This window comes from Mycobacterium sp. NGS64 (genome assembly GCF_059812245.1).
Window position 1 is genome coordinate 1,045,690 of record NZ_JCALCI010000001.1, and the last position, 23,795, is coordinate 1,069,484.

Consider the following 23,795-nt stretch of genomic DNA (forward strand, 5'->3'; position numbering starts at 1 on the left):
CTCCTTTCAGGGTTTTGCGGGTTGTCCGACTTCGAGTGGCTCGACCTCGTCGGGGGAGAAGTAGAGGTAGCGGCCGTACCAGTCGTGCAGCTCGGCGGCGGGGTCGTCGTCGACGACGACCGCGACATGCTTGTTGCCCTCCACGTCCTCGTGCACCGACGTCACGCGGGCGGTCTTGCCGGCGACGAAGATGTCCTGCGCGTCGGCGTTGCGCATCGGGTGCAACCGCACCCGGCTGCCGCGCGCGACCCGCACCCCATTCACCAGCACCGCGTCGATTTCGGGGCGAACAGCGTTGTCGGCCAGCGGATCCCACCAGTCGACCCCCTCCGGAATCTCCGGGACCAGCCCGGCCGGAACGTCGAGGGTGTGCGGGTCGCGCAGCACCCCGTGCAGGCGCGCCATCGCGTCGGGCGACATGGCGTCACACTGGTCGATGATTTGCGCGGCCCGCGGGTCGGTGGCCCGGGCCTCGGCCTTCTCGTCGTCCGTCATCGTCATCACGCGCAGGGTGAGGATCTCGTCGATCTCCGTGCAGTCATACAGCGCCGTGTTGCTCTGTTCGGCGACCTCGGGGTGGTCGTAGAGGATGATCGGCGAGATCAGCAGGATGTCGCGGGTGCCGGCGGGGCCCGCCAGCACGGGGAAACACCGGTGCTGGCGACACCGCGACGCCGCCTCGACGGCGCTCGGCGGCGGCTCGAGCAGCGAAACGAACTCCCCGCCAACCACTTCGGCGATGAGGTGCGTCCCGATCATGGACCGCGCGATCGAATCGGCCTTGCTTTCCGAGGCCGCGCCGACGTTGGCGACCCGCACCGCCACCCGGCGCAGGTCGCCGTCCGGCTCGCTGGTGACCGTCAGCTCGCCGCGCACCTCGCGCCGCTCGCGGACCAGCCGACCACCGGCTAGCAGCTCGATGTCGCTGGCGGCGTCCGCCACCACCGGCAGCGTGCGCGGCCGACCGTCCAACGCCAAAGGGCCGAAGGACAGCTCGCACTCGACCGCCTCGTCCCAGGTGAGCCACGACCCGGCCGCGGTCCTCAGCTCGTCGACCGGTTCGAATGCGCCGTGGGCGAATTCGCGCTCCGCGCCGCGGTGCTGCAGCTGCAGGAACCGGACCACCAGGGTCAGCGCCGCCGACCCGTCGACCAGGAACTCCGCCGCCAGGGTGTCGTCCTCGCCCAGGCCCGCTTCCGCGGCGCCGGGCGGGCCCAAAACGCCGAACTGCCAGCGTGATTGGTTCTTGCTCGACGTGCCGCGATACGGGTAGAGCAGGTAGCCCTCGTACAACACCGCGTCGGCGACCGCGCGGGCCCGATCCCAATCGGAGGTCATGTGGCCGCCTCCCGTTCGGTGTCCAGCAGCGAGGTGACCGCGTGGTCGAGGTCGAGCAGCCCCTGCGCCGACTTGTAGGCCGCCAGCGCCGCGATGGTTTCGTGGCTCAGCCGGACCCAGCCGGTGTTCGGATAGTGCTGCGCGATCAGGTCCCGCCAGACCGAGACCGGCATGCCGTAGCGGTACTCGCAGTCCCACGACACCTGCTGGACCGAGAACCCGCGTTCGGACTTGACGAAAATGGTTCCGCTGAAAAGGAACTGGAGCGGGAGCGCGCCGTCGCGCAGCGCGTGCAGGTACTTGGCGGCGGCGACCTCGAAGTCGTAGGTGCAGTCCAGCGGGAGCGCGACCGTCGTGTTGCCGGCGAACCCCGGCACCATCGCGGTGACGTGCTGCCAGAGGAAGGTGCGCTGGGTGGCGGCCCAGCGTTCGCGGGGACCGAACAAGTCGAGCAGCCCGGCCGCCTCCGCCTCCGAGTAGGACCGGCGCAGCGGTTCGATCCGGACCTGGCAGCGCAGGGCGATCGCGTGCACGGGGTCGTCCCCGTTGGCGGCGACGCTGACCCGCGCGGTCAGCACCGGGGTCACCGCATACGGTTCGGGTGCCACGTCGAGGACGGCGAAGTTCACGTCCATGTGCTCTGTCGTCATGGCCGCGTCTCCACCGCCCGGGCGGCGACCCGGGCAAAGAACTCGTCGATGAACGCGCGGGCCTCCTGGCCGCCGTCGAACCCCCGCCACAGCATGCGCAACCGCCCGACGAACTCGTAGCAGGCGTCGATGGGCACGAGATAGCTTTGCGGGTCGGCACTTTCGGATTCGTCGGTGCTGGCCTCCGGGACCCGGACCAGCAGCGCCTCGACGTCGTCGGTCAACAGGGCCACCCGCGGGTCAGCGCCGCCGATCGCGTTCCAGGCCTCCAGGTCGAGTTCGGACTCGGTCGCCCCGGCCGGGCCGGGATAGAAGGCGACGGTGCGCCCGAGGGCGGAGTTGGTGAAGAAGAAGGCGACGCCGACCGGGATCTGGAGCGCCTCCCACGCGCGGCGGTCCAGCGCGAAGTCGGGAAACGCCAGGTAGCGGTCGGGCACCGACCGGTAGCGCAGTTCGGCATCGGTATCCGTGAACAGCAGATAGCAGGCGCGGCAGACGCACATCAGCTGCCGGGCGCCGACGTTCACCACGTGCTGATGCTCATCGGGGATGATGTCCGAGCACATTTCGCACCGCTCGGCGGCCGGCTCGGGGGCCGCCCGGTCGCTTCGGATGCGGGCGAGAACGTCATACGGGGTCGTCATGCGCCGGCTCCCATCGGTTCCGGCAGTGCCACCGAGGGGACCCCGTCGCGGGGCAGCAAGGGAAGCGGCTCGAGGTGAGTTCCGTCGGGGCCGGCGCCCGCATGCACGACGTCGAACTGCGTGCCACAGCGCGGGCAGCCCAGCAGGGTCTCGTTCAGTCGTGCGGCCGCCAACGAGTCGTCACACACCGGGCAGTGGTCGCGGTAGGCCAGTGGCAGGTCGCCGACCCGGCACACCAGCAGCGCGGTGCCGGCAACCCGGAATCCCGCGACGTCGCCGGGCTCCAATTCCGCCAATTCGGGCAGCGGATGCCAGGTGCCGGCCCCGTTCGGGCCGTGGCCGTTCGAACGGACGTGTGCCATCAGCGATTCCGTCGGGATCACGGTCTCGTTGGCCGCTGGCTCCGCCGTCACCACCTCGATCGAGGTGACCTCCGGCGCGGCCGCCCGGACTGCGTCCTCGACGGCCAGCTCCAGGGTCACCGCCGACGACGGGCAGCTCTTGCAGCTGCCTTTGAAAGCGAGCCGCACGGTGTCACCGCCGACGATTTCGATCAGGTCGACATCGCCGCCGTGCGACCCGAGGTAGGGCCGCACCCGGTCCAGCGCGTCGGACACCCGCCGGCGCACGTCGTGCGGGTGCAGCCCGTGGACCAGCAGCAGGCTGGCCACCAGGTCGTCGGTGGCCAGCCGCTCGGCGAAACCGGCGTCGCCGGCTCGCACGATCCGTTCGAGGGCGGCCCCGTAGAGGCCGACCACCTCGCGGACCAACTGCTGGGCGCGCTCGTGCGCGGCCGCCCCGCTCGCCGCGCAGGAATCCAGGAGTGTCTGGATCCGATCGCCCGCTGCGCGCCACTGCGTGTCGTTCTCGGGCGTCTCCGGGCGATCCGCCATGCGTCCTCCAATGTTGTGACGACCCGCTGCGCCCGGCTTCGCCGCGCTTGCGATCGTCACTCCGTTACAGGCGATTGCGTCGGCGTGTGCAGTCTCTCCAGGGTCTTGCCCTTTCCGAGGTACATGTGCACGCCGCACGGCAGGCACGGGTCGAAGCTGCGCACCGTGCGCATGACGTCGATGCCCTTGAAGTTGTCCCGGCCGTTCTCCTCGAAGATCGGCTGACCCTGCACCGCGTCCTCGTATGGTCCCGGCGTGCCGTAGCTGTCGCGCGGGTTCGCGTTCCACGGGGTGGGCGGGTACGGGTGGTAGTTGGCGATCTTGCCGTCCCGGATCACCATGTGGTGGCTCAGCACGCCGCGGACCGCCTCGGTGAACCCGCAACCGATGGCCTCGTCGGGCACCTCGAACTTTTCCCAAGTCTTGGTGCGCCCCGCGCGGATCTCCTCCAGCGCCTTCTCGGCGAAGTGCAGCGCGCACGCCGCCGCGTAGGCCTGGAAGTAGGTGCGGGCCCGGTCGCGTTCGATGGTGTTGCTGCCGTACTGGGGGACCTTCCACTCGAGCTCGACGGGGCCCTTCAGCGCGGTCTTGGGCAGGTTGATCTTGACGCTGTTGCCGGTCGCCTTGACGTAGCCGATGTCGACCAGGCCGGCGAGCGCCGTCGCCCACAGCCGGGCCAGCGGCCCGCCGCCGGTGTCCAGCGCCAGGTGGTCCGTGCCGTCGAACCAGCGCGGGGACATCACCCAGCTGTACTTGCCGCCCTCCATGTCCCGCTTCTGGGGGTGGGGGTTGGTGTGCTGGTTCCACGGGTGGCGTCGGTCCACCGCGTTGCCCAGCGGGTCCGTCTTGACGAACATCTCCTGGTCGGTCCAGTCGTCGTAATACGAACTGCCCAAAAGGATCCGGATGCCGAGGTTGATGTCGACCAGCGAGTGGGTGACCAGCTTGCCGTCGACCACCACGCCTGGGGTGACGAACATCGCGTTGCCCCAACGCTCCATGTCCTTGTATGCGAAGTTGCACACCTCGGGGTCCTGGAACGAGCCCCAGCAGCCGAGCAGCGTGCGCCGCAGCCCGACCTTCTCGTAACCGGGCAGTGCGGTGTAGAAGAAGTCGAACAGGTCGTCGTGCATCGGCACGACCTTCTTCATGAACTCGACGTAGCGCATCAGCCGCGCCATGTAGTCCGTCATCAGCTGAACGGTCGCGACGGTGCCGATGCCGCCGGGGTACAGCGTGGACGGGTGGACGTGGCGGCCCTCCATGAGGCAGAACATTTCTCGCGTCCAGCGGCTCACCTGGAGCGCCTCCCGGTAGAACTCTCCGCTGAACGGGTTGAGCGAGCGCATGATGTCGGCGATCGTGCGGTACCCGTGCGCGTCGGCGTGCGGCGCCTCGGTCTTCTCCGCCAGCGAGAGCACGCTCGGGTTGGTCTCGGAGACCATCTTCTCGCAGAAGTCCACTCCGACCAGGTTCTCCTGGAAGATGTTGTGGTCGAACATGTACTCGGCGGCCTCGCCGAGGTTGATCAGCCACTCGCCCAGGTGCGGCGGCTTGACCCCGTACGCCATGTTCTGCGTGTAGCAGGAACAGGTGGCATGGTTGTCACCGCAGATGCCGCAGATGCGGCTGGTGATGAAGTGGGCGTCGCGAGGATCCTTGCCCTTCATGAAGATCGAGTAGCCGCGGAAGATCGACGAGGTGCTGTGGCACTCGACGACCTCCTTGTTCTCGAAGTCGATCTTGGTGTAGATGCCGAGGCTGCCCACGATCCGGGTGATCGGATCCCAGGCCATGTCGACGAGCTGGCCGGGCTCCCGCTTGGCGGTGGTCGGCTCGGGGACGATAGTTGTCATCGAAGTCCCTCCGGGTGATGCGAAATTGAACGAAGCGTGCCGCGACCTACCAGGTGCGGCGGGCCCCGGTGGTGAGTTGGTCGCCGTTGTGGCGCCACTTCGGCTCTTTGTCGACGGTGCGGCCCGTGACGCCGCGCAGGCTGCGGATCACGCTGCCGTACAACCCGACCGCGGTGCTGGACAGCTTGCCGCCGGGCGGCTCGTCCATGAACGGCATGAACTTGTCCGGGAAGCCGGGCATGGTGCATCCGATGCAGATGCCGCCGACGTTCGGGCAGCCGCCCACACCGTTGATCCACCCGCGCTTGGGCACGTTGCATTTGACAACCGGGCCCCAACAGCCAAGCTTCACAATGCATTTCGGTGAGCCGTATTCGGAGGCGAAATCACCCTGCTCGTAGTAGCCGGCGCGGTCACACCCCTCGTGCACGGTGTTGCCGAACAACCACTTCGGGCGCAGCGCGTCGTCGAGCGGGATCATCGGCGCCTGACCGGTCGCCATGTAGAGCAGGTAGGTCAGCGTCTCGGACAGGTTGTCCGGTTGGATCGGGCAGCCCGGAACGCAGACGATCGGGATGCCGGCCTTGCTCTTCCAGTCCCAGCCGAGGTAGTCGGGCACGCCCATCGCGCCGGTCGGGTTGCCGGCCATCGCGTGGATGCCGCCGTAGGTGGCGCACGTCCCGACCGCGACGATCGCGGTGGCCTTGGGCGCCAGCCGGTCGAGCCACTCGCTGGTGGTCATCGGCTGGCCGGTGGCCGGGTCATTGCCGAACCCGCACCAGTACCCCTCATCCTTGATCTTCTCGTTCGGGATGGATCCCTCGACGACGAGCACGAAGGGCTCGAGCTCGCCGCGATCGGCTTTGAAGAACCACTCGAGGAAGTCGTCGGCCCCGCCGTTCGGGCCGCATTCGAAATCGATCAGGGGCCAGTGCACGGCAACCTGAGGCAAGCCAGGAAGCGCACCGAGTGCTATTTCCTCGACGCTGGGCTGGGTGGCGGCAGTCAACGCCACCGAATCGCCGTCGCAACTGAGGCCCGCGTTAATCCATAGAACATGGATCAATGTTTGTTCTGCTTTGACTGCTGCTTCTGTTGGCATGCTGCAGCTTTCCGGAGCCGGGCTGGAAGCTCCTGCGCCGCCGGAGTCGACCGTCGGCCCACTTGCGCAGCGCTGATTTTGGGTCTACTCCCGCCTCAGTCGGTTGTCAACGGTCCACCGGTTGCCGGCAAATATACAGATGTGCTATTAGCCTCTGTTTGCCCGCATTGACGTTGCGGGACAAGGGATTTCCGCCGTCGGCCGCGCGGTCGGCCAACCCATGAGCAAGCCTAACGAAGCACCGGAGAATCCTCATCGTGTTGCAAGTGATTGGCAGGTCCGTCATGCGAGCCAATCGCAGTACGGCCGACCTCAGTCCTCGGAGTTCGTCGCGAATCGCCGCAGCCATCCGAACCAGGCGCCCATGCCGGCGCCGGTGCGCGCGCTGACCGGCAGGATCTCGGCCGTGGCGTTGACTTCGCGGACGTGCGAGATGTACGCGTCGACGTCGACATCCAGGTAGGGCACCAGGTCAATCTTGTTGAGCAGCACCACGTCCACCGAGCGGAACATCACCGGGTACTTCAGCGGCTTGTCCTCGCCCTCGGTGACGGAGTACACCATGGCCTTGGCGTGCTCGCCGACGTCGAACTCCGCCGGGCAGACCAGGTTGCCGACGTTCTCGATGATCACCAGGTCCAGGCGGGGGAGGTCGAGGCCGGGCAGGGCGCGATTGACCATCGGCGCGTCGAGGTGGCATTCCCCGCCAAACCCATTGCTGGTGTTGAGCAGTGACACCTGGGCCCCGCGCCCGCTGAGCTTGGCCGCGTCCAGATCGGTGGCGATGTCGCCCTCGATGACGCCGATCGCGAATTCGCCGGCGAGCTCGTCCAGCGTCGACTGCAGGATGGTGGTCTTGCCCGACCCCGGGGAGCTCATCAGGTTCAGCGTGCGGATCCCGTGGCCCTCGAACGCCGCCCGGTTGGCCGCGGCGAGGACGTCGTTCTCGGCGAAGATCGCCTCCAGCACGTCGATGCGCTGCTTGCCCGTCTGGTATTGACTGTGGTCCCCGTGCTCGTGATCGGGATGGTCGTGATCGTGGGTGTGCACGGTTCCGTCGTCGTGCCGGTGAAATCTGCCCATGGTCAAATCCGTTCGGGGGGAGCGTTTTTCACGAGACGTCCAAGGACGTCACCAGGAACTCGTTGCCGTGCAGCACCTCGACGTCGGGGCTGTCGCACTGCGGGCACCAGATCGACCAGGCCGAGGTGATCTCCGATTCGCGGCCACACGAACGGCATCGCACCTCGGCGCCGACACACTCGAGTTCCAGCTCGGCGTCCGGCATGTCCTCGGAATCCCGGACCAGTGTCCAGCAGAACGACAGCGATTCCGGCACCACCTGGCGCAGGGCCCCGATCCGCACCCGCACCACGTCGACGTGCCGGCCCTCGGCGTGGGTCTTGACCAGACCGGCGATGGCCTCGCACAGCGACAGCTCGTGCATGGCACTTTTCTACACCCGAACCGGTGGTCGCCTGAACTCAAGCGCAACTCGATCTCAGCGCTGATCGGGGATCGTCTGGTCTGGGTTTGCCCGATTCTGGCAAGTTCAGGCCCGGGACGATGTCGGGGTGCGACAATATTCCGCGTAAGGCGATGACGACGCAGGAAGCCGGTGCGAATCCGGCGCGGTCCCGCCACTGTCATCGGGGAGCGACCCTCACGAAGCCACGGCCACCGGTCGGAAGGCGAGGCGAGCAGCGATCCGAGAGCCAGGAGACTCGCGTCATCGTGTCCTGCTACCCGGGGCGGAGTACCCCGAGAGAGCTGGCCTGTCATGGCGCCGAAACCTCGTTGTCGAACCATCACTTTCGAATTCGGTCGTCTCCGATGACCGGCCCAATCTGGATGGCTTCACCGCCAGAGGTCCATTCGGCTCTGCTGAGCAGCGGGCCGGGGCCCCGTCCGCTACTGGCCGCGGCAGAGTCGTGGACCTCGTTGAGCATCGCGTACACCGAGACGGCCGAGGAGCTGACCGCGCTGATGGCGGGGGTGCAGGCCGGGGCATGGGAGGGCCCGAGCGCGGCGGCGTATGTGGCCAGCCACGCCCCCCATATCGCCTGGCTCGCGCTAGCCGCCGCCGACAGCGCGGCGACGGCCGTCCGACATCAAGCTGCGGCCACCGCCTACACCACCGCCCTCGCTGCGATGCCCACCCTGGCCGAGCTGGCCGCCAACCACGCCACCCACGCGGCGTTGCTGGGGACAAATTTCTTCGGCATCAACACCATCCCCATCGCACTGAATGAAGCTGACTATGCACGGATGTGGATCCAGGCCGCGACCGTGATGAGCGTCTACCAGGCGGTCTCGACCACCGCCGTGGCCTCGTCCCCGCAGGTGCCGGCGGCGCCGAAGATCGTGAATCTTCATGCGTTGGTGGAAACGTTCTACCAGGCCTTCCCGTTGCCTCCCGACACGGAGAACCAGGTCATGGCCTGGCTGACGAAAATTGGTTTCGTCGACTACTGGAACAACGTCCTAGAACCGCTGAGCAACGCGCTGTACGACAATCCCTTCTTCGCGGCGATGTTTTCGGGGTTTGATCCCTACCTGCCCCTGCTGGGTAACCCACTGATCTTCCTCAGCCCGTCCAACATCGCGTTCGCCCTGGGCTACCCGATGGATATCGGCTCCTATGTCGCGTATCTGTCGGAAACGTTCTTCTTTATCGGACTGGATCTGACGGCGGCGCTCGCTAGCGGCGATCCCGCGACGATCGGTTTCACCATCCTGTTCACCACCGTCGAAGCCGTCGGCACGATCATCACCGACACCATCGCGTTGCTCAAGACGCTGCTCGAGCAGACTGCCGTGGTCCTGACGGTTTTCGTGCCCCTGATAACCGCTCCCATAGTGGCGGTGGCCGCCGGCGCGGTGGCGCCGATTGGCCTCGCCGGCTTGGCGGGACTGGCCGCCCTGCCGCCGGTACCTCCCGTCGCGCCGTCCATCATGCCGCCGGTCGTTGCACTGTCGCCCAGCATCCCGACCCCCGCCTCTTCTCCGACGCCGGCTCCGGTGGAGGCCACCGCGCCGGCCGCTACACCCGCAGCGCCCCCGCCGTCGGCCACCCCACCGACGATGACCGGGGCGGGTACCGGTGTGGGCATGGAAGGCTTCGCCTATCTGGTGGGCGACCTGAGCGCGGTTGCCGGCGCGGCGGCGGCCGGCAAGGCCCGAAAGAAGGCGCCGCAACTCGACAACGTCGCCGCGCCCGCGACCGCGGCGACACCCATAGAAAAGAACAGAACGCAGCGGCGCCGGCGCACAAGGACGCAGATGCTCGGGCGCGGTTACGAATACATGGATTTGGACGACGCAATCGATCCGGGCGAAGACCCGGTTGACGCGGCGGCGGCATCGGCAACTGGCGCCGGGCCGCAGGGGTTCGCCGGAATCGCCACCAAAACCGGCGCTGGACCGGCAGGGCTGACCATCCTGGCCGACGGTGCGTTCGACGGCAGCCCGCGCATGCCGATGATTCCGAGCACGTGGAGCGGCGACTCACCAACGCAGGAAGAGCCATCCGATGGAGGAAATGGCACCGTGTGAAACGCAGCCAGCGGCCGGCGGTTCGACACCGTTGGCGCTTACGCGTGTTTGTGCGTCCACGGGTCGTAGCACCGCTCGGGCGATCCTGAAATCCAGGACCGGGCACCGGCGAGCACGGCCGCGTGCACCGCTCGTGCGATGCGGGCGCCGAACGCCGAGCGCGGCCCGCCGTACGTCTCCGGGGTCCCGTCCGTCGGGCAGTGCACAACAACCGCGTCCGAGGCGGTTCCGGTGGCCGGCACCCCGGCGTCGTACAACGCTTGCACTTTCGCCTCCGTTGCGGTGGCTACGGCGTTGACGAGGGCGGCATGAGACAGCCGCACCGGCACCGCAACCACGATGTTGATCGTCCCCACCCGGTGCTCGTCACCGTCGGTCGGCGGTCGTTGCTCCACAGTCTGGTAGTCAGCGAACGCGGTCGTTTGGACGCCGGGCCGCATCTCGCGGCGGAAGTGCCGGTCGGGCGCGGCCGCCCAGGCCGGGCTGGAGAGCCCAACCGTCGCGGCGGCATGCACGCCGCTGTCGTCGGCGCTGTGGTGCCGGGTCACGTCGACCGCGGTGAGTAGCCCGCAGCCGGCGCCGACCAGCTTGAGCGCGGTACCGATCTCAGTCAGGTGGCGGTCGGGGTCGGTCCGGTTGTAATCGAGAGGGACCGTTGCGTTGACCACCCAGTCCCGGGCGCCGATGCCGCCGCCGAGCGGGCCCGACGAGATACACAGTCGAGGCTCGGCGAATTGCCAGAGAAGCACGGGGATCGACCGACTTTGTTCCACCCGCGCGGTCAACCTGGGCTGCACGATCTCATCCTGGTTTGCAGCCGGCTAAGTCGCGGACTCTGGCTCCGGCGAGGAGAACGTCCACTTTTCCTCGATGCGCCCGTAGCGCCAGACCAGCAGCGCGACCGCCCACGTGAGGACGAACATGCCCACGACGGCGAAGCCGACGGCGTTGAGGTCCAGGCCGGCCAGCCACCGCCAGAAGGGACCGTGCCACCCCAGCTGGCCGGCGAACAGGCCGAGCAGCTCGACGGTCCCGATCAGTAACGCGATCACCACCGACAGCCCGGTGATGGTGATGTTGTAGTAGATCTTGCGCAGCGGGCTGGCGAAGGCCCAGCCGTAGGCGAAGTTCATGAACGAGCCGTCGATGGTGTCCAACAGGCACATGCCCGCGGCGAACAGCACCGGCAGACACAGGATGGCGTACCACGGCAGGCCGGCCGCCGCGCTGGTGCCGGCCAGCACCAGCAGCGCCACCTCGGTGGCGGTGTCGAAACCCAACCCGAACAACAGCCCCACCGGATAGAGGTGCCAGGACTTGGTGATCGATCGCGTGAGGCGGCCGACGAACCGGTTGATCAGCCCGCGGTTCTGTAGTCGCCGTTCGAGCTCGGATTCGTCGTAATGACCGCGGCGCAGGCGCGCGAGCACGCGCAGGATGCCCACCAGCACGACGATGTTGAGGATCGCGATCAGGTAGAGGAACACGCCCGAGACGCTGGTGCCGATCAGGCCGGTGTAGTGATGCAGCGTCGACGAGTCGTCCTCGACCGGCCCGACTACCGCTTTGACCCCGGTCGCCAGCAGCACCGCCAGCGCGAAGACCACCGTGGAGTGGCCCAGCGAGAAGAAGAAGCCGACGGCCAGGGGGCGCTGCCCGTCGCCCATCAGCTTGCGGGTGGTGTTGTCGATGGCGGCGATGTGGTCGGCGTCGAAGGCGTGGCGCATGCCCAGGGTGTAGGCCGTCAGCCCGACGCCAATGCCAAAAGCCTTGCCGCCCAAGTCAAGTCGCGCCGGATCGACGAGCAGGACCAGGGTGCCCCAGCCGATCACATGCAGCGCGGCGATCACCGCCAGCATCGAGCCGAGCCGCCACCACTCCGCCGGCGCCAAGGCGCTTCGCACGTTACCGGCCACGATCACGACATTAGGGAGCGTCGCGAGCCAATTGCAAGCGGATTGCAGGAGTAGCCAGGGGAAAACTGGCAATCCGGGGTGTCGGCCGCGACACTGAGAAGATGACGCCCAAGGCCTCCAAACAGGCCACCGCGCTGGACCCCGCCGTCACCGAACGGATCGGTGGTCTCCTTCGGGCCCACGGGCTGCGGCGGATGGCGTCGCGGATCCAGGTGTTGGCCGTGCTCGAGCCGGTCAACGGCCACCTGCCGGTGGCCGAGATTCACCAGCGGGTGCGTGCGTCCCTGCCGCCCGGCACCCCGCCGCCCGACGTCGCGACGATCTATCGCACCGTGACGACGCTGGTCGACCAGGGCGTGCTGCACGCGCTGACCCTCGAGGGCGGCCTGACCACCTACGGCCTGGCCACCGCCCCCCACCACCACGCGGTGTGCACCCGCTGCGGCTCGATCATCGAAGTGCCCGCGCGGCAGCTGAGCTCGGCGCTCGAGCACGCGATGGCGGGCAGCGCGTTCGCGCTGTCGGAGGCGGCCGGCTTGACGCTGCACGGGCTGTGCCCGCAGTGTCAGCGCGGCTGAGGGGGGCGCAGGCCCAGTAGGGCGTTCTCGACCGCCTCGGGCAGCGCCGGATGAATCCAGTACTGGCCGCGCGCCATCTCCGGCGCGGTCAGACCGAAGCTCATCGCCTGGATCAGCGGCTGGATGATCGACGACGCCTGGTGGCCCATGATGTGCGCGCCCAACAGGCACCCGGTGTTGCGCTCGGCGATGAGTTTGACGATGCCGGTGGTGTCCTCCATCGCCCAGCCGTAGGCGACGTCGCCGTAGTCCTGGACGGCGACCGAGATGTCGAATCCGCGTGCGATGGCCTGGTTTTCGGTGAGGCCGACGGTCGCCAGCTGGGGATCGGTGAACACCGCCGACGGCACGAATCGGTGGTCGGTCACCGCCATCGACTCGGTGTCGTCCCAATCGCACAGCAGGTTGTGCTGCACGACGCGCGCCTCGTGGTTGGCGACGTGCTTGAGCTGGTACGGCGACGAGACGTCGCCGAGCGCGAAAGCGCCGCGCGTCGAGGTGCGTTGGTATTCGTCGACCACCACCTGGCCGTTCTGGACGTCGATACCGGCCTGCTCGGCGTCCAGCAGGTCGCCGTTGGGCAACCGGCCTGTCGCCACCAGCAGCACGTCGGCGTTCAGGGTGGAGCCGTCGTCGAGCTCGAGGGCGACGCCGGAGCCGCGGTTGGCGGCGCGAGCGACCATCCGGTGGGTGCGCAGCTCCCATTTGCGCGAGGCGATGCGGGTAAACCGTTTGCAGATCGTGTCGTCGAAGTGGCGCAGCAGCGTGGAGCCCCGGACCACCAGGGTGACCCGGACGCCAAGTGCGGAAAACACGTGCGCGAATTCCGTTGCCACGAAACCACTTCCGATGATCACGAGGTGCTCGGGCAGTTCGGGGATGCGCATGATGGTGTCGCTGGTGTGGTAGTGCACGTCAGACGCAAGAATGGTCGAGGGGATCACCGGTCGCGAGCCCGCCGCGATCACCACCTGATCGGCGGTGAATTCTTCGCCCGCGTCGGTGCGCAACAGGAATCGCCCGTCGGATTGGACCGGTCTGAACCGGGTGTGCCGTTCGTACAGATCGACATTGGGCAACGAGCGCCGGTACTCTTCGCCGCTCATCGAGATGGGGTCGATGCGCCCGAAGACACGCGAGACGATGTCGTCCCAGCGCACCCCGTCGATGTGCGCGTCGACGCCGTAGCGGCCCGCCTCGCGCACGGTGGCCGCGACCTCGGCGGCGTAGACGAACATCTTCGTCGGGATGCACCCGACGTTAAGGCAGGTGCCGCCGAAGGTGCCCTGCTCGCAGATGGCGACGCGCTTGCCGGCGTACCTGTCGTCCAGAATGGTGTTGCCCGAACCGGTTCCGATGATCGCGAGGTCGTACGTTTCCATGCTCGGGCCGTCACCCCTTCCCCGGGGACGCCGGCGCGGGGCTGTTTTGGCTGCCGAGGTAGTGGTCCAGCCACAGGTCCAGTTCTCGATAAGCGGTGCGCCGCGGTTGGGCCAGCGACAGGAACACGTCGTGTTTGGCGTCGGGCACCGGGACGATGGTGGTGCGATTGCCGATGCAGCCCGCCCACTTGGCGATCTGGGTGACGTCGAGGACCGCGTCGCCGGTTTGCATGGACGCAGGGTCGTTGGTTTCGCGCACGGTGCGGTCGGAACGCAGGATCAGGTTGGGCACTCCGACGTCGAGCCCGCGGTGCAGGCGGGCCTGGCCGCGGCGGATGGCGTGCAACCAGCCGAGGGTGATCGGGAAGCCGCCCAGCGGCTTCCACTGCAGGTTGTAGTCGAACTCGCCGTGGTAGTCACGGTGCAGGGTGGTGCCGTAGCCACCTTCGGTGGATCCGCGGACCACGCCCTTCGACTTCACCCGGGACAGGCCGGCGATCACCGCCGAGGTCACCGAGTGGCGCAGCACCGCGGGGCCGTGCAGGTCGAGGAACGGGCTGTTGAGGACCAGGCCGCCGACCCCGGCGTGCGCCGCGGGATTGTGCCGGCGCAGCCGGTCCAGCCACAGGGGCACGATGAGCCCGCCGGAGGAATGGCCGTAGACCAGGACCTTGGCTCGCCGGCCGGAGGGGCCGGGTTCGCGGATGGCCGCCAAGGCGTGCTCGAGTTCGGCGTCATAGTGGGCCAGGTCGGTGATGAAATGCGGGGTCTGGCCGTCGCGGCGCGATCGGCCGCACTTCTGCAGGTCCAGCGCGTAGAAGGCGAAGCCACGCTCGGCGAAGCGATCCGCCAACTCGGTGTGGAAGAAGTAGTCGGTGTAGCCGTGCACGGCCAGGGCGGCGTGCCGCGCGTCCGACGGCTCGCCGCGGCGGACCAGCGTCGCCACGATCTCGCCCTCGCCGACGGGGTCGAGCCCGAGCGGGATCGTGCGCTGCCAATAGCCGGGCAGCACGTCGGGCACCCAGCCAGTCGCCCCGCCAGTCACGAGGCCAGCTTAAATGTTTTGCCGGTACGGGTGGGCCGCACGTCGTTAGCTCCTGATAGGCCCGGGATAACCTGGGACGGTGTCAGGCCCAGCCAGAACCGCACGCACCGACGTGGTGCTGGTCGGTGCGGGCATCATGAGCGCCACGCTGGGCGCATTGCTGCGTCGGCTGGAACCCGACTGGTCGATCACGCTGATCGAGCGGCTGGACGCCGTCGCCGCCGAGAGCAGCAGCCCCTGGAACAACGCCGGCACCGGGCACTCCGCGCTGTGCGAGCTGAACTACACGCCGGAGAACCCCGACGGTTCGATCGACATCACCAAAGCCGTGCGCATCAACGAGCAGTTCCAGGTGACGCGCCAGTTCTGGGCGTACGCCGTCGAGAACGGCATCCTGACCGACCGCAGCTTCCTCAACCCGGTCCCACACGCCAGCTTCGTGCGCGGGGCGCAGCGCGTGGACTACCTGCGGCGGCGGCAGCGCGCGCTGGCCGGTAACCCGCTGTTCGCGCGCACCGAATTGATCGACGACCCGGACGAGTTCGCCCGCCGCCTGCCGTTCATGGCGGCCAAACGTGACTTCTCCGAGCCGACCGCGCTCAACTGGGCCGCCGACGGCACCGACGTCGACTTCGGTTCGCTGGCAAGACAACTCGTCGGCTACTGCGTGCGGGGCGGTGCGACGGCGCTGTTCGGTCACGAGGTCCGCAACCTGACCCGCCAATCCGACGGCAGCTGGACGCTGCTGGTCCGCAACCGCCGCACGGGCGAAAGGCGCCGGCTGAACGCCAAATTCGTGTTCGTCGGCGCCGGGGGAGACGCGCTGCCGCTGCTGCAGAAGTCGGGTATCAAGGAGGTCAGGGGGTACGCCGGCTTCCCGATCGGCGGCCGGTTCCTGCGCGCCGACAACCCCGCGCTCACCGCCGCACACCGCGCCAAGGTGTACGGCGCCCCGGCGCCGGGCGCGCCGCCGCTGGGTGCGCTGCATCTGGACCTTCGCTTCGTCAACGGCAAGTCGTGGCTGGTGTTCGGGCCGTTCGCCGGCTGGTCGCCGAAGTTCTTGAAGCACGGCCATTTCACCGACCTGCCCCGCTCGGTCAAGCCCGATAACGTCGTGTCGATGCTCGGGGTCGGGGCCACCCAGCTGACGCTGCTCAACTACCTGATCGGCCAGCTGCGGCTCTCCGAGCCCGACCGGGTGCGCGCGCTACGCGAATTCGCGCCCAGCGCAACCGATTCGGACTGGGAGCTCACCGTCGCCGGCCAGCGGGTTCAGGTGATCCGCCGCGACAGGCGCCGCGGCGGGGCGCTCGACTTCAACACCACCGTGCTCAGCGCCGACGACGGCAGCATCGCCGGCCTGCTGGGCGGCTCCCCGGGGGCGTCGACCGCGGTGCCGGCCATGCTCGACGTGTTGCAGCACTGCTTCGCCGACCGGTATGCCTCGTGGTTACCGGCGCTCAAGGAGATGGTGCCGTCGCTGGGGACGGAGCTGTCCCGGGAGCCGGCGCTGTTCGAGGACGTCTGGTCGTGGGGGACCAAGGCGCTGGGGCTGGAGGCATCGTGAGTGAAGCGCTGCGCCGCGCCTGGTCCAAAGACCTTGACGCCGCGACCCTTTACGAGCTGCTCAAGCTGCGGGTGGAAGTGTTCGTCGTCGAGCAGGCCTGCCCTTATCCGGAGCTGGACGGGCGCGACCTGCTCGCCGAAACCCGGCACTTTTGGCTGGAAACGCCCGACGGCGAGGTGATCTGCACGCTGCGGTTGATGGAGGAGCACGCCGGCGGCGAGAAGGCCTTTCGCCTAGGGCGGCTGTGCACCAAACGCAGCGCCCGCGGCCAGGGCCACACCACCCGGCTGCTGCGCGCCGCGCTCGCCGAGGTCGGCGACTATCCGTGCCGGATCGACGCCCAGGCATACCTGGCCGACATGTACGCCCAGCACGGATTCGTCCGGGCCGGTGACGATTTCGTTGACGACGGCATCCCGCACGTTCCGATGGTGCGTCCCGGCTCCGGTCTGGCGGAGGCGCCGTGAAGCCGTATCCGTTCAGCGCGATCGTCGGGCACGACCAACTGCGGCTGGCCCTGCTGCTGTGCGCCGTGCGCCCGGAGATCGGCGGCGCGCTCATCCGCGGCGAGAAGGGCACCGCCAAGTCGACGGCCGTGCGCGGCCTGGCGGCGCTGCTGTCCGCCGCGACCGGAAGCTCCGACGCTGGGCTGGTCGAAATGCCGCTCGGCGCAACCGAAGACCGCGTCATCGGTTCCCTGGACCTGCAGCGGGTGCTGCGCGACGGCGAGCACGCGTTCTCCCCCGGGCTGCTGGCGCGCGCCCACGGCGGCGTGCTCTACGTCGACGAGGTCAACCTGCTGCACGACCACCTGGTCGACGTGTTGCTCGACGCCGCCGCGATGGGCCGGGTGCATATCGAGCGCGACGGCATCTCCCACTCGCACGAGTCGCGCTTCGTGTTGATCGGCACCATGAACCCGGAGGAGGGCGAGCTGCGTCCCCAGTTGCTGGACCGGTTCGGGCTCACCGTCGACGTGCACGCGTCGCGCGACGTCGAGGTGCGGATGCAGGTGATCCGGCAGCGGATGGCCTACGAAGCGGACCCGGACGCGTTCGCGGCCCGCTACGCCGACGCCGACGCGGAACTGGCCCGCCGGATCGCCGCGGCCCGGGCCCTCGTCGACCAGGTGTCCTTGCCGGACAACGAATTACGGCGCATTGCCGCCCTGTGCGCGGCGTTCGACGTCGACGGCATGCGGGCGGACCTGGTCGTGGCCCGCACCGCGGTCGCGCACGCCGCGTGGCGCGGCGCCAGCGCCGTCGAGGAGCAGGACATCCGGGTGGCGGCCGAGCTGGCGTTGCCGCACCGGCGCCGCCGCGACCCGTTCGACGAGCCCGGCATCGACCGCGACCAGCTGGACGAGGCCCTGGCGCAAGCCGGTTCCGAAGACCCCGAGCCCGATCCCGACCCGCCCGGGGGCGGGCAGGTGACCGATGCGCCCGCGCCGCAAGCAAATTCGACACCGGCTTCGTCGCAGTCGACGAAACCCAGCGCGCCGCCGTCGGCGACGTTTCGCACCCGGGCGTTGACCGTCCCAGGGGTCGGCGAGGGCGCGCCGGGACGGCGGTCGCGGGCGCGCAATACTTCCGGCATGGTGGTGTCCGCCACCGACGGCGGTGACACCGCCTCCGGCGCGTACGGGCTGCATCTTTTCGCCACGCTGCTGGCGGCCGCGGAGCGCGCCGGGACGGGGCCGCTGCGTCCGGACCCGCAGGACGTGCGCCGCGCCATCCGCGAAGGGCGCGAAGGCAACCTGGTGATCTTCGTCGTCGACGCGTCGGGCTCGATGGCCGCCCGGGACCGCATGGCCGCCGTGAGCGGCGCCACCCTGTCGCTGCTGCGCGACGCCTACCAGCGCCGGGACAAGGTCGCGGTGATCACCTTCCGCCAACAACAAGCCCGGCTGTTGCTGCCGCCGACATCCTCGGCGCACATCGCCGGGCGACGGCTCGCCCGCTTCGACACCGGCGGCAAGACCCCGCTGGCCGAGGGCCTGCTGGCCGCACGAGAGCTGATCATCCGGGAAAAGGCGCGCGACCGCGCGCGACGCCCACTGGTGGTCGTGCTCACCGACGGCCGGGCCACCGCCGGGCCGGACCCGTTGCGGCGCAGCCGAATCGCGGCGGCCCGGCTGCGCGCCGAAGGCGCCGCCGCGGTGGTCGTGGACTGCGAGACGTCGTACGTGCGGCTGGGGCTGGCCCGTCAGCTCGCGGATCAGCTCGGCGCGCCGGCGGTGCGGCTCGAGCAGTTGCGCGCCGATCACCTGACGCGCGCCGTGCGCGGCGCGGCCTGAGCGAGGATAAGCCTCCATGCCACAGGGGAAACCGCTCGAGGTGCCCGACGACGGCCTGACCACCCGGGCGCGGCGCAACACGCCCGTGCTGGCGGTGCACACCGGCGCGGGCAAGGGAAAGTCGACGGCGGCATTCGGCATGGCGTTGCGGGCGTGGAACGCCGGGCTGCGCGTGGCCGTGTTCCAATTCGTCAAGAGCGCGAAGTGGAAGGTGGGCGAGGAGGCGGCGTTCGCCCGGCTCGGCGAGCTGCACGACCGCGACGGCGCCGGGGGAGCGGTCGAATGGCACAAGATGGGGGCCGGCTGGTCCTGGACGCGCAAGGCCGGCAGCGAAATCGACCACGCGGCGGCCGCGGCCGACGGTTGGGCCGAGATCGCGCGCCGGCTGGCCGCGCAGCGGCACGACTTCTACGTGCTGGACGAATTCACCTATCCGCTCAAGTGGGGCTGGGTCGACGTCGACGACGTGGTCGACACCCTGCTGGCCAGGCCCGGCCACCAGCACGTGGTGATCACCGGTCGCGACGCCCCGCAGCGGCTGGTCGACGCCGCCGATCTGGTCACCGAGATGACCAAGGTCAAACACCCGATGGACGCGGGCCGCAAGGGGCAGAAGGGCATCGAGTGGTGAGCGTCCCCGCGAGCCGCCGCGAGGGCGCGTGTCTGCACGGCGACACGCCGTGTTCGGTGTCATTTTGCGCGCGCTCGCGGCACCGGGTGGGGCGATGACGCCGGTCCCCGCGGTGGTCATCGCCGCGCCCGCGTCGGGAAGCGGAAAGACCACCGTCGCAACGGGTTTGATCGGCGCCCTGCGCGAGGCGGGCCATGCCGTCGCGCCGTTCAAGGTCGGCCCCGACTTCATCGACCCCGGCTACCACGGCCTGGCCGCCGGGCGCCCCGGCCGCAACCTCGATCCGGTGTTGGTGGGGGAGCGGCTCATCGGCCCGCTGTATGCGCACGGGACCGCCGGCGCGGACATCGCCGTCATCGAGGGCGTGATGGGGCTCTTCGACGGGCGCATCGGAACGACCGCGCCCGCGGCGGGCTCCACCGCCCACGTCGCCGGCCTGCTGGGCACCCCGGTGATCCTGGTGGTCGACGCGCGCGGCCAGAGTCACAGCGTCGCGGCGCTGCTGCACGGGTTTTCGACCTTCGACGCCGCCACCCGGATCTGCGGCGTGATCCTCAACCGGGTCGGGTCGCCCCGGCACGAGCAGGTGCTGCGACAGGCCTGCGAGCAGGCCGGCGTCCCGGTGTTGGGCGCCATCCCGCGCACCGCCGAATTGGAGCTGCCCACAAGGTATCTCGGGCTCGTCACGGCCGTTGAGTACGGGCGCCGCGCGCACGACGCGGTGCAGGCGATGACCGCCCTGGTCGCCCGCCACGTCGATCTGGCCGCCGTGGTGGCGGCCGCCCGCTGCGGCAGCGCCGATGCGCCGTGGGACCCCGCCGTGGCGGTGGGCGAGGTGCCGGCCGCGCGCGCGATCGTCGCCGTGGCGGCCGGAAAGGCGTTCAGCTTCGGCTACGCCGAGCACGCGGAGCTGCTGCGCGCCGCCGGCGCCGACGTCGCCGAGTTCGACCCGCTCGTCGACGCGTTGCCCGACGGCACCGACGCGGTCCTGTTGCCCGGCGGCTTTCCCGAGCAGTTCACCGCGGAACTGTCCGCCAACGAGGTTGTCCGGCGCCAAATCAAGGAGCTGGCCGCCGCCGGCGGGCCCGTGCACGCCGAATGCGCCGGGCTGATCTACCTGGCCTCAGAACTTGACGGGCAACCGATGTGTGGCGTGCTGGCCGGGTCGGCGCATTTCACGCCGCACCTCACGCTGGCCTACCGTGAGGCCGTCGCGGTGGTGGATTCGCCGCTGTATTCCGTCGGCGAGCGGGTGGTCGGGCACGAATTCCACCGGACCGCAGTGACTTTCGCCCAGAGCTACCAGCCGGCGTGGGTGTACCAGGGTGATCAGGTCCAGGCGGTCTCCGACGGCGCCGTGCACGCCGGCGTGCACGCGTCGTACCTGCACACCCACCCGGCCGCCGCGCCGGGCGCCGTGGCGCGCTTCGTCGCGCGCGCCGGCCGGCCGGCGCGCAACCCTTAGGCTTGCCGCGTGACCGACAACGCCTACCTGGCCGGGCTGCGGCTGGCCGGCAAGAAGGTCGTCGTGGTCGGCGGCGGGACCGTCGCCCAGCGCCGGTTGCCCCTGCTCATCGCCAGCGGCGCCGACGTGCACGTCATCACGCGCACCGCCACCCCGGCCGTCGAGGCGATGAGCGGAATCGTCCTGTCGGTGCGCGAATACCGCGACGGCGACCTCGACGGGGCCTGGTACGCGATCGCGGCCACCGACGACGCCCGGGTGAACGCCGCCGTCGTCGCCGAAGCCGAACGCAACCAGATCTTCTGCGTCCGCGCGGACATCGCCGTCGAGGGAACCGCGGTCACCCCGGCGACCTTCAGCTACGCGGGCCTGTCGGTCGGGGTGCTGGCCGGCGGCGAGCACCGCCGGTCCGCGGCCATCCGGTCGGCCATCCGGGAGGCCCTGCAGCAGGGGGTCATCACCGCCGAGAGCTCCGATGTGGTGCGCGGCGGGGTGGCGCTGGTCGGCGGCGGCCCCGGCGACCCCGAACTGATCACGGTGCGCGGGCGGCGGCTGCTCGCCCAGGCCGACGTGGTGGTCGCCGACCGGCTCGCGCCGCCGGAACTGCTCGCGGAGCTGCCGCCGCACGTGGAGGTCATCGACGCGGCCAAGATCCCGTACGGGCGCGCCATGGCCCAGGACGCGATCAACCACGTCATGATCGAGCGGGCCCGGTCCGGCCGCTTTGTCGTCCGCCTCAAGGGCGGGGACCCCTTCGTCTTCGCGCGCGGGTATGAGGAGGTGTTGGCATGCGCCGAGGCCGGAATTCCGGTGACCGTGGTGCCCGGTGTGACAAGTGCCATAGGCGTGCCCGCGCTGGCGGGCGTTCCGGTCACGCACCGGGCGATAAATCACGAGTTCGTGGTGGTCAGCGGGCACGTTGCGCCGGGCCACCCCGAATCGTTAGTGAATTGGGATGCATTGGCCGCGATGCGGGGCACCATCGTTTTGCTGATGGCCGTCGAACGCATCGAGCAATTCGTCGACGTGCTGCTGAAGGGCGGCCGACCTGCGGATACGCCGGTGTTGGTGGTCCAGCACGGGACAACCGCAGCTCAGCACACGTTGCGGGCCACCCTGGCCGACACGCCGGAAAAGATCCGCGCCGAGGGGATCCGACCTCCGGCGATCATCGTGATCGGGGCCGTAGCTGCGTTCGGCGTTTAAAAGATTCTTAAGATTACTGTAAGGTAACCCATTATGACGGCTCTCAACGACGCAGAGCGCGCGGCCCAAAACTGGACCTCCGCACGCCCCGATCGTCCGGCCCCGGTGCGCGCTACGCCGCCGGCGGAGACCGCCTCACGTATCGGCAGGTATGCGCCTACGTGGCTGCCTTCGTGGCGGTTCATCGCGGCCGTGATCGCGATCGGTGGCATGCAGCTGCTGGCGACCATGGACAGCACCATCGCCATCGTGGCGCTGCCCAGGATCCAGAACGACCTGAGCCTCTCCGACGCCGGCCGCAGCTGGGTGATCACCGCATACGTGCTGACGTTCGGCGGGCTGATGCTGCTGGGTGGTCGCCTCGGCGACACCATCGGGCGCAAGCGCACGTTCATCGTCGGCGTCGCGCTGTTCACCATCTCCTCCGTGCTGTGCGCGGTCGCCTGGGACGAGGCGACCATGGTCATCGCCCGGCTGCTGCAGGGCATCGGCTCGGCCATCGCGTCGCCTACCGGTCTGGCGCTGGTGGCGACCACCTTCCCGAAGGGGCCGGCTCGTAACGCCGCGACGGCCGTGTTTGCCGCGATGACCGCGATCGGCTCCGTGATGGGCCTCGTCGTCGGCGGCGCACTGACCGAGCTGTCCTGGAGGCTGGCCTTCCTGGTGAACGTGCCGATCGGGCTGGTGATGATCTACCTGGCCCGCACCGCGCTGCGCGAAACCAACCGGGAGCGGATGAAGCTGGACGCGACCGGCGCCATGCTGGCCACGCTGGCCTGCACCGCCGCCGTCTTCGCCTTCTCGATGGGTCCGGAGAAGGGCTGGGTATCGGTCACCACCATCGGCTCGGCCGCGGTGGCCCTGGCGGCGGCCCTGGCCTTCATCGTCGTCGAGCGCACCGCCGCGAACCCCGTCGTCCCGTTCGAGCTGTTCCGCGACCGCAACCGGCTGGTCACGTTCGCCGCGATCTTCCTGGCCGGCGGACTCATGTTCAGCCTGACTGTGTGCATCGGCCTGTACGTGCAGGACATCCTCGGCTACAGCGCGCTGCGGGCGGGTGTCGGCTTCATCCCGTTCGTCATCGCGATGGGCATCGGACTCGGTCTGTCGTCGCAGCTGGTGTCGCGGTTCTCACCGCGGGTGCTGACGATCGGCGGCGGGCTGCTGCTCTTCTGGGCGATGATCTACGGCTCGCTTTTCATGCACCGCGGCGTGCCGTACTTCCCCAACCTGGTGCTGCCGATCATCGTGGGCGGGATCGGGATCGGCATTTGCGTGGTCCCGCTGACCCTGTCGGCGATCGCGGGTGTCGGCTTCGACCAGATCGGCCCGGTGTCGGCGATCGCGCTGATGCTGCAGAGCCTGGGCGGCCCGCTGGTGCTGGCCGTCATCCAGGCCGTGATCACCTCGCGCACGCTGTACCTGGGCGGCACCAACGGCCCGGTGAAGTTCATGAACGCCGCGCAGTTGCAGGCCCTCGACCACGGCTATACCTACGGGTTGCTGTGGGTGGCCGGCGTGGCCGTCATCGTGGGCGGTGCGGCGCTGCTCATCGGCTACACCCCCGAGCAGGTCGCCCACGCGCAAGAGGTCAAGGACGCGCTCGACGCGGGGGAACTGTAAGTTCCGCGAGAGTGCCACCGGCGACGGTCGCACTCGGGAAACGCGTCG

21 protein-coding genes and 1 riboswitch are annotated in these 23,795 nt (G+C 69.2%); of the genes, 9 read left to right on the forward strand and 12 right to left on the reverse strand.

Features of this window, described 5'->3' with window-relative positions; all coding sequences use genetic code 11:
* Positions 1 to 6: 6 nt before the first annotated feature.
* The 8 genes from AC5Y4S_RS05245 to AC5Y4S_RS05280 form a co-directional block, all read right to left on the reverse strand.
* Complete coding sequence (locus tag AC5Y4S_RS05245; RefSeq protein WP_500030607.1) at positions 7 to 1,338, reverse strand: hypothetical protein; 1,332 nt, start codon at positions 1,336 to 1,338, stop codon at positions 7 to 9.
* Positions 1,335 to 1,988, reverse strand: coding sequence for a DUF6084 family protein (locus AC5Y4S_RS05250; protein WP_500030610.1), 654 nt, complete (start codon positions 1,986 to 1,988; stop codon positions 1,335 to 1,337). The genes AC5Y4S_RS05245 and AC5Y4S_RS05250 overlap by 4 nt, the downstream gene beginning before the upstream one ends.
* Positions 1,985 to 2,632: a DUF5947 family protein gene (locus AC5Y4S_RS05255; protein WP_500030612.1), complete on the reverse strand. Its 648-nt coding sequence runs from the start codon at positions 2,630 to 2,632 to the stop codon at positions 1,985 to 1,987. Before AC5Y4S_RS05255 ends, AC5Y4S_RS05250 begins: the two co-directional genes overlap by 4 nt.
* Positions 2,629 to 3,525, reverse strand: a complete 897-nt coding sequence (locus AC5Y4S_RS05260; RefSeq protein WP_500030618.1) for a NifU family protein — start codon at positions 3,523 to 3,525, stop codon at positions 2,629 to 2,631. Before AC5Y4S_RS05260 ends, AC5Y4S_RS05255 begins: the two co-directional genes overlap by 4 nt.
* Before the next feature lie 56 nt (positions 3,526 to 3,581).
* Positions 3,582 to 5,381 (reverse strand): nickel-dependent hydrogenase large subunit, encoded by a 1,800-nt coding sequence (locus AC5Y4S_RS05265; protein WP_500030625.1) that lies wholly within the window; start codon positions 5,379 to 5,381, stop codon positions 3,582 to 3,584.
* A gap of 46 nt (positions 5,382 to 5,427) precedes the next feature.
* On the reverse strand, positions 5,428 to 6,483 hold the full coding sequence (locus tag AC5Y4S_RS05270) for an NADH-quinone oxidoreductase subunit B family protein (RefSeq protein WP_500030628.1): 1,056 nt from the start codon (positions 6,481 to 6,483) through the stop codon (positions 5,428 to 5,430).
* Between the two features lie 312 nt (positions 6,484 to 6,795).
* Positions 6,796 to 7,566 (reverse strand): hydrogenase nickel incorporation protein HypB, encoded by a 771-nt coding sequence (hypB, locus tag AC5Y4S_RS05275; protein WP_500030632.1) that lies wholly within the window; start codon positions 7,564 to 7,566, stop codon positions 6,796 to 6,798.
* Between the two features lie 28 nt (positions 7,567 to 7,594).
* A complete protein-coding gene (locus tag AC5Y4S_RS05280; RefSeq protein ID WP_500030634.1) occupies positions 7,595 to 7,930 on the reverse strand; it encodes a hydrogenase maturation nickel metallochaperone HypA in 336 nt (111 codons plus the stop codon).
* 118 nt (positions 7,931 to 8,048) lie between these two features.
* A riboswitch (cobalamin riboswitch) is annotated at positions 8,049 to 8,229 on the forward strand.
* Positions 8,230 to 8,316: 87 nt separating this feature from the next.
* Between AC5Y4S_RS05280 and AC5Y4S_RS05285 the strand changes: the two genes are divergently transcribed.
* Positions 8,317 to 10,038, forward strand: coding sequence for a PPE family protein (locus tag AC5Y4S_RS05285; RefSeq protein WP_500030638.1), 1,722 nt, complete (start codon positions 8,317 to 8,319; stop codon positions 10,036 to 10,038).
* A 38-nt stretch (positions 10,039 to 10,076) separates the two neighbouring features.
* Here AC5Y4S_RS05285 and AC5Y4S_RS05290 read toward each other — a convergent pair whose 3' ends face one another.
* Together AC5Y4S_RS05290 and nicT are read right to left on the reverse strand one after the other, a co-directional pair.
* Positions 10,077 to 10,835 (reverse strand): adenosylcobinamide amidohydrolase, encoded by a 759-nt coding sequence (locus AC5Y4S_RS05290; RefSeq protein WP_500030641.1) that lies wholly within the window; start codon positions 10,833 to 10,835, stop codon positions 10,077 to 10,079.
* A 24-nt stretch (positions 10,836 to 10,859) separates the two neighbouring features.
* On the reverse strand, positions 10,860 to 11,954 hold the full coding sequence (gene nicT / locus AC5Y4S_RS05295; protein ID WP_500030644.1) for a Nickel transporter NicT: 1,095 nt from the start codon (positions 11,952 to 11,954) through the stop codon (positions 10,860 to 10,862).
* Between the two features lie 101 nt (positions 11,955 to 12,055).
* Between nicT and AC5Y4S_RS05300 the strand changes: the two genes are divergently transcribed.
* Complete coding sequence (locus tag AC5Y4S_RS05300) at positions 12,056 to 12,532, forward strand: Fur family transcriptional regulator (RefSeq protein ID WP_500030646.1); 477 nt, start codon at positions 12,056 to 12,058, stop codon at positions 12,530 to 12,532.
* Here the strand turns inward: AC5Y4S_RS05300 and mtr are convergent.
* Together mtr and AC5Y4S_RS05310 are read right to left on the reverse strand one after the other, a co-directional pair.
* Positions 12,520 to 13,914, reverse strand: a complete 1,395-nt coding sequence (mtr, locus tag AC5Y4S_RS05305; protein WP_500030651.1) for a mycothione reductase — start codon at positions 13,912 to 13,914, stop codon at positions 12,520 to 12,522. The genes AC5Y4S_RS05300 and mtr overlap by 13 nt on opposite strands.
* Before the next feature lie 10 nt (positions 13,915 to 13,924).
* On the reverse strand, positions 13,925 to 14,935 hold the full coding sequence (locus AC5Y4S_RS05310) for an alpha/beta hydrolase (protein ID WP_500032171.1): 1,011 nt from the start codon (positions 14,933 to 14,935) through the stop codon (positions 13,925 to 13,927).
* Positions 14,936 to 15,038: 103 nt separating this feature from the next.
* Here AC5Y4S_RS05310 and mqo point away from each other — a divergent pair, with 103 nt between their 5' ends.
* From mqo to AC5Y4S_RS05345, 7 genes are all read left to right on the forward strand, one after another.
* On the forward strand, positions 15,039 to 16,526 hold the full coding sequence (mqo, locus tag AC5Y4S_RS05315; protein ID WP_500030657.1) for a malate dehydrogenase (quinone): 1,488 nt from the start codon (positions 15,039 to 15,041) through the stop codon (positions 16,524 to 16,526).
* Entirely contained in the window at positions 16,523 to 16,993 is a 471-nt protein-coding gene (locus tag AC5Y4S_RS05320; RefSeq protein WP_500030662.1) for a GNAT family N-acetyltransferase, read from the forward strand. Before mqo ends, AC5Y4S_RS05320 begins: the two co-directional genes overlap by 4 nt.
* Positions 16,990 to 18,822, forward strand: a complete 1,833-nt coding sequence (locus AC5Y4S_RS05325) for a magnesium chelatase subunit D family protein (protein ID WP_500030664.1) — start codon at positions 16,990 to 16,992, stop codon at positions 18,820 to 18,822. Before AC5Y4S_RS05320 ends, AC5Y4S_RS05325 begins: the two co-directional genes overlap by 4 nt.
* A 16-nt stretch (positions 18,823 to 18,838) precedes the next feature.
* The gene (gene cobO / locus AC5Y4S_RS05330; protein WP_500030670.1) at positions 18,839 to 19,453 is read left to right on the forward strand and encodes a cob(I)yrinic acid a,c-diamide adenosyltransferase; all 615 of its coding nucleotides are present in this window, start codon (positions 18,839 to 18,841) and stop codon (positions 19,451 to 19,453) included.
* Positions 19,454 to 19,547: 94 nt separating this feature from the next.
* Positions 19,548 to 20,918, forward strand: coding sequence for a cobyrinic acid a,c-diamide synthase CobB (locus AC5Y4S_RS05335; protein ID WP_500032172.1), 1,371 nt, complete (start codon positions 19,548 to 19,550; stop codon positions 20,916 to 20,918).
* 9 nt (positions 20,919 to 20,927) lie between these two features.
* Entirely contained in the window at positions 20,928 to 22,124 is a 1,197-nt protein-coding gene (gene cobA / locus AC5Y4S_RS05340; protein ID WP_500030674.1) for a uroporphyrinogen-III C-methyltransferase, read from the forward strand.
* 33 nt (positions 22,125 to 22,157) lie between these two features.
* Positions 22,158 to 23,747, forward strand: coding sequence for an MFS transporter (locus AC5Y4S_RS05345; RefSeq protein WP_500030677.1), 1,590 nt, complete (start codon positions 22,158 to 22,160; stop codon positions 23,745 to 23,747).
* Positions 23,748 to 23,795: the final 48 nt, after the last annotated feature.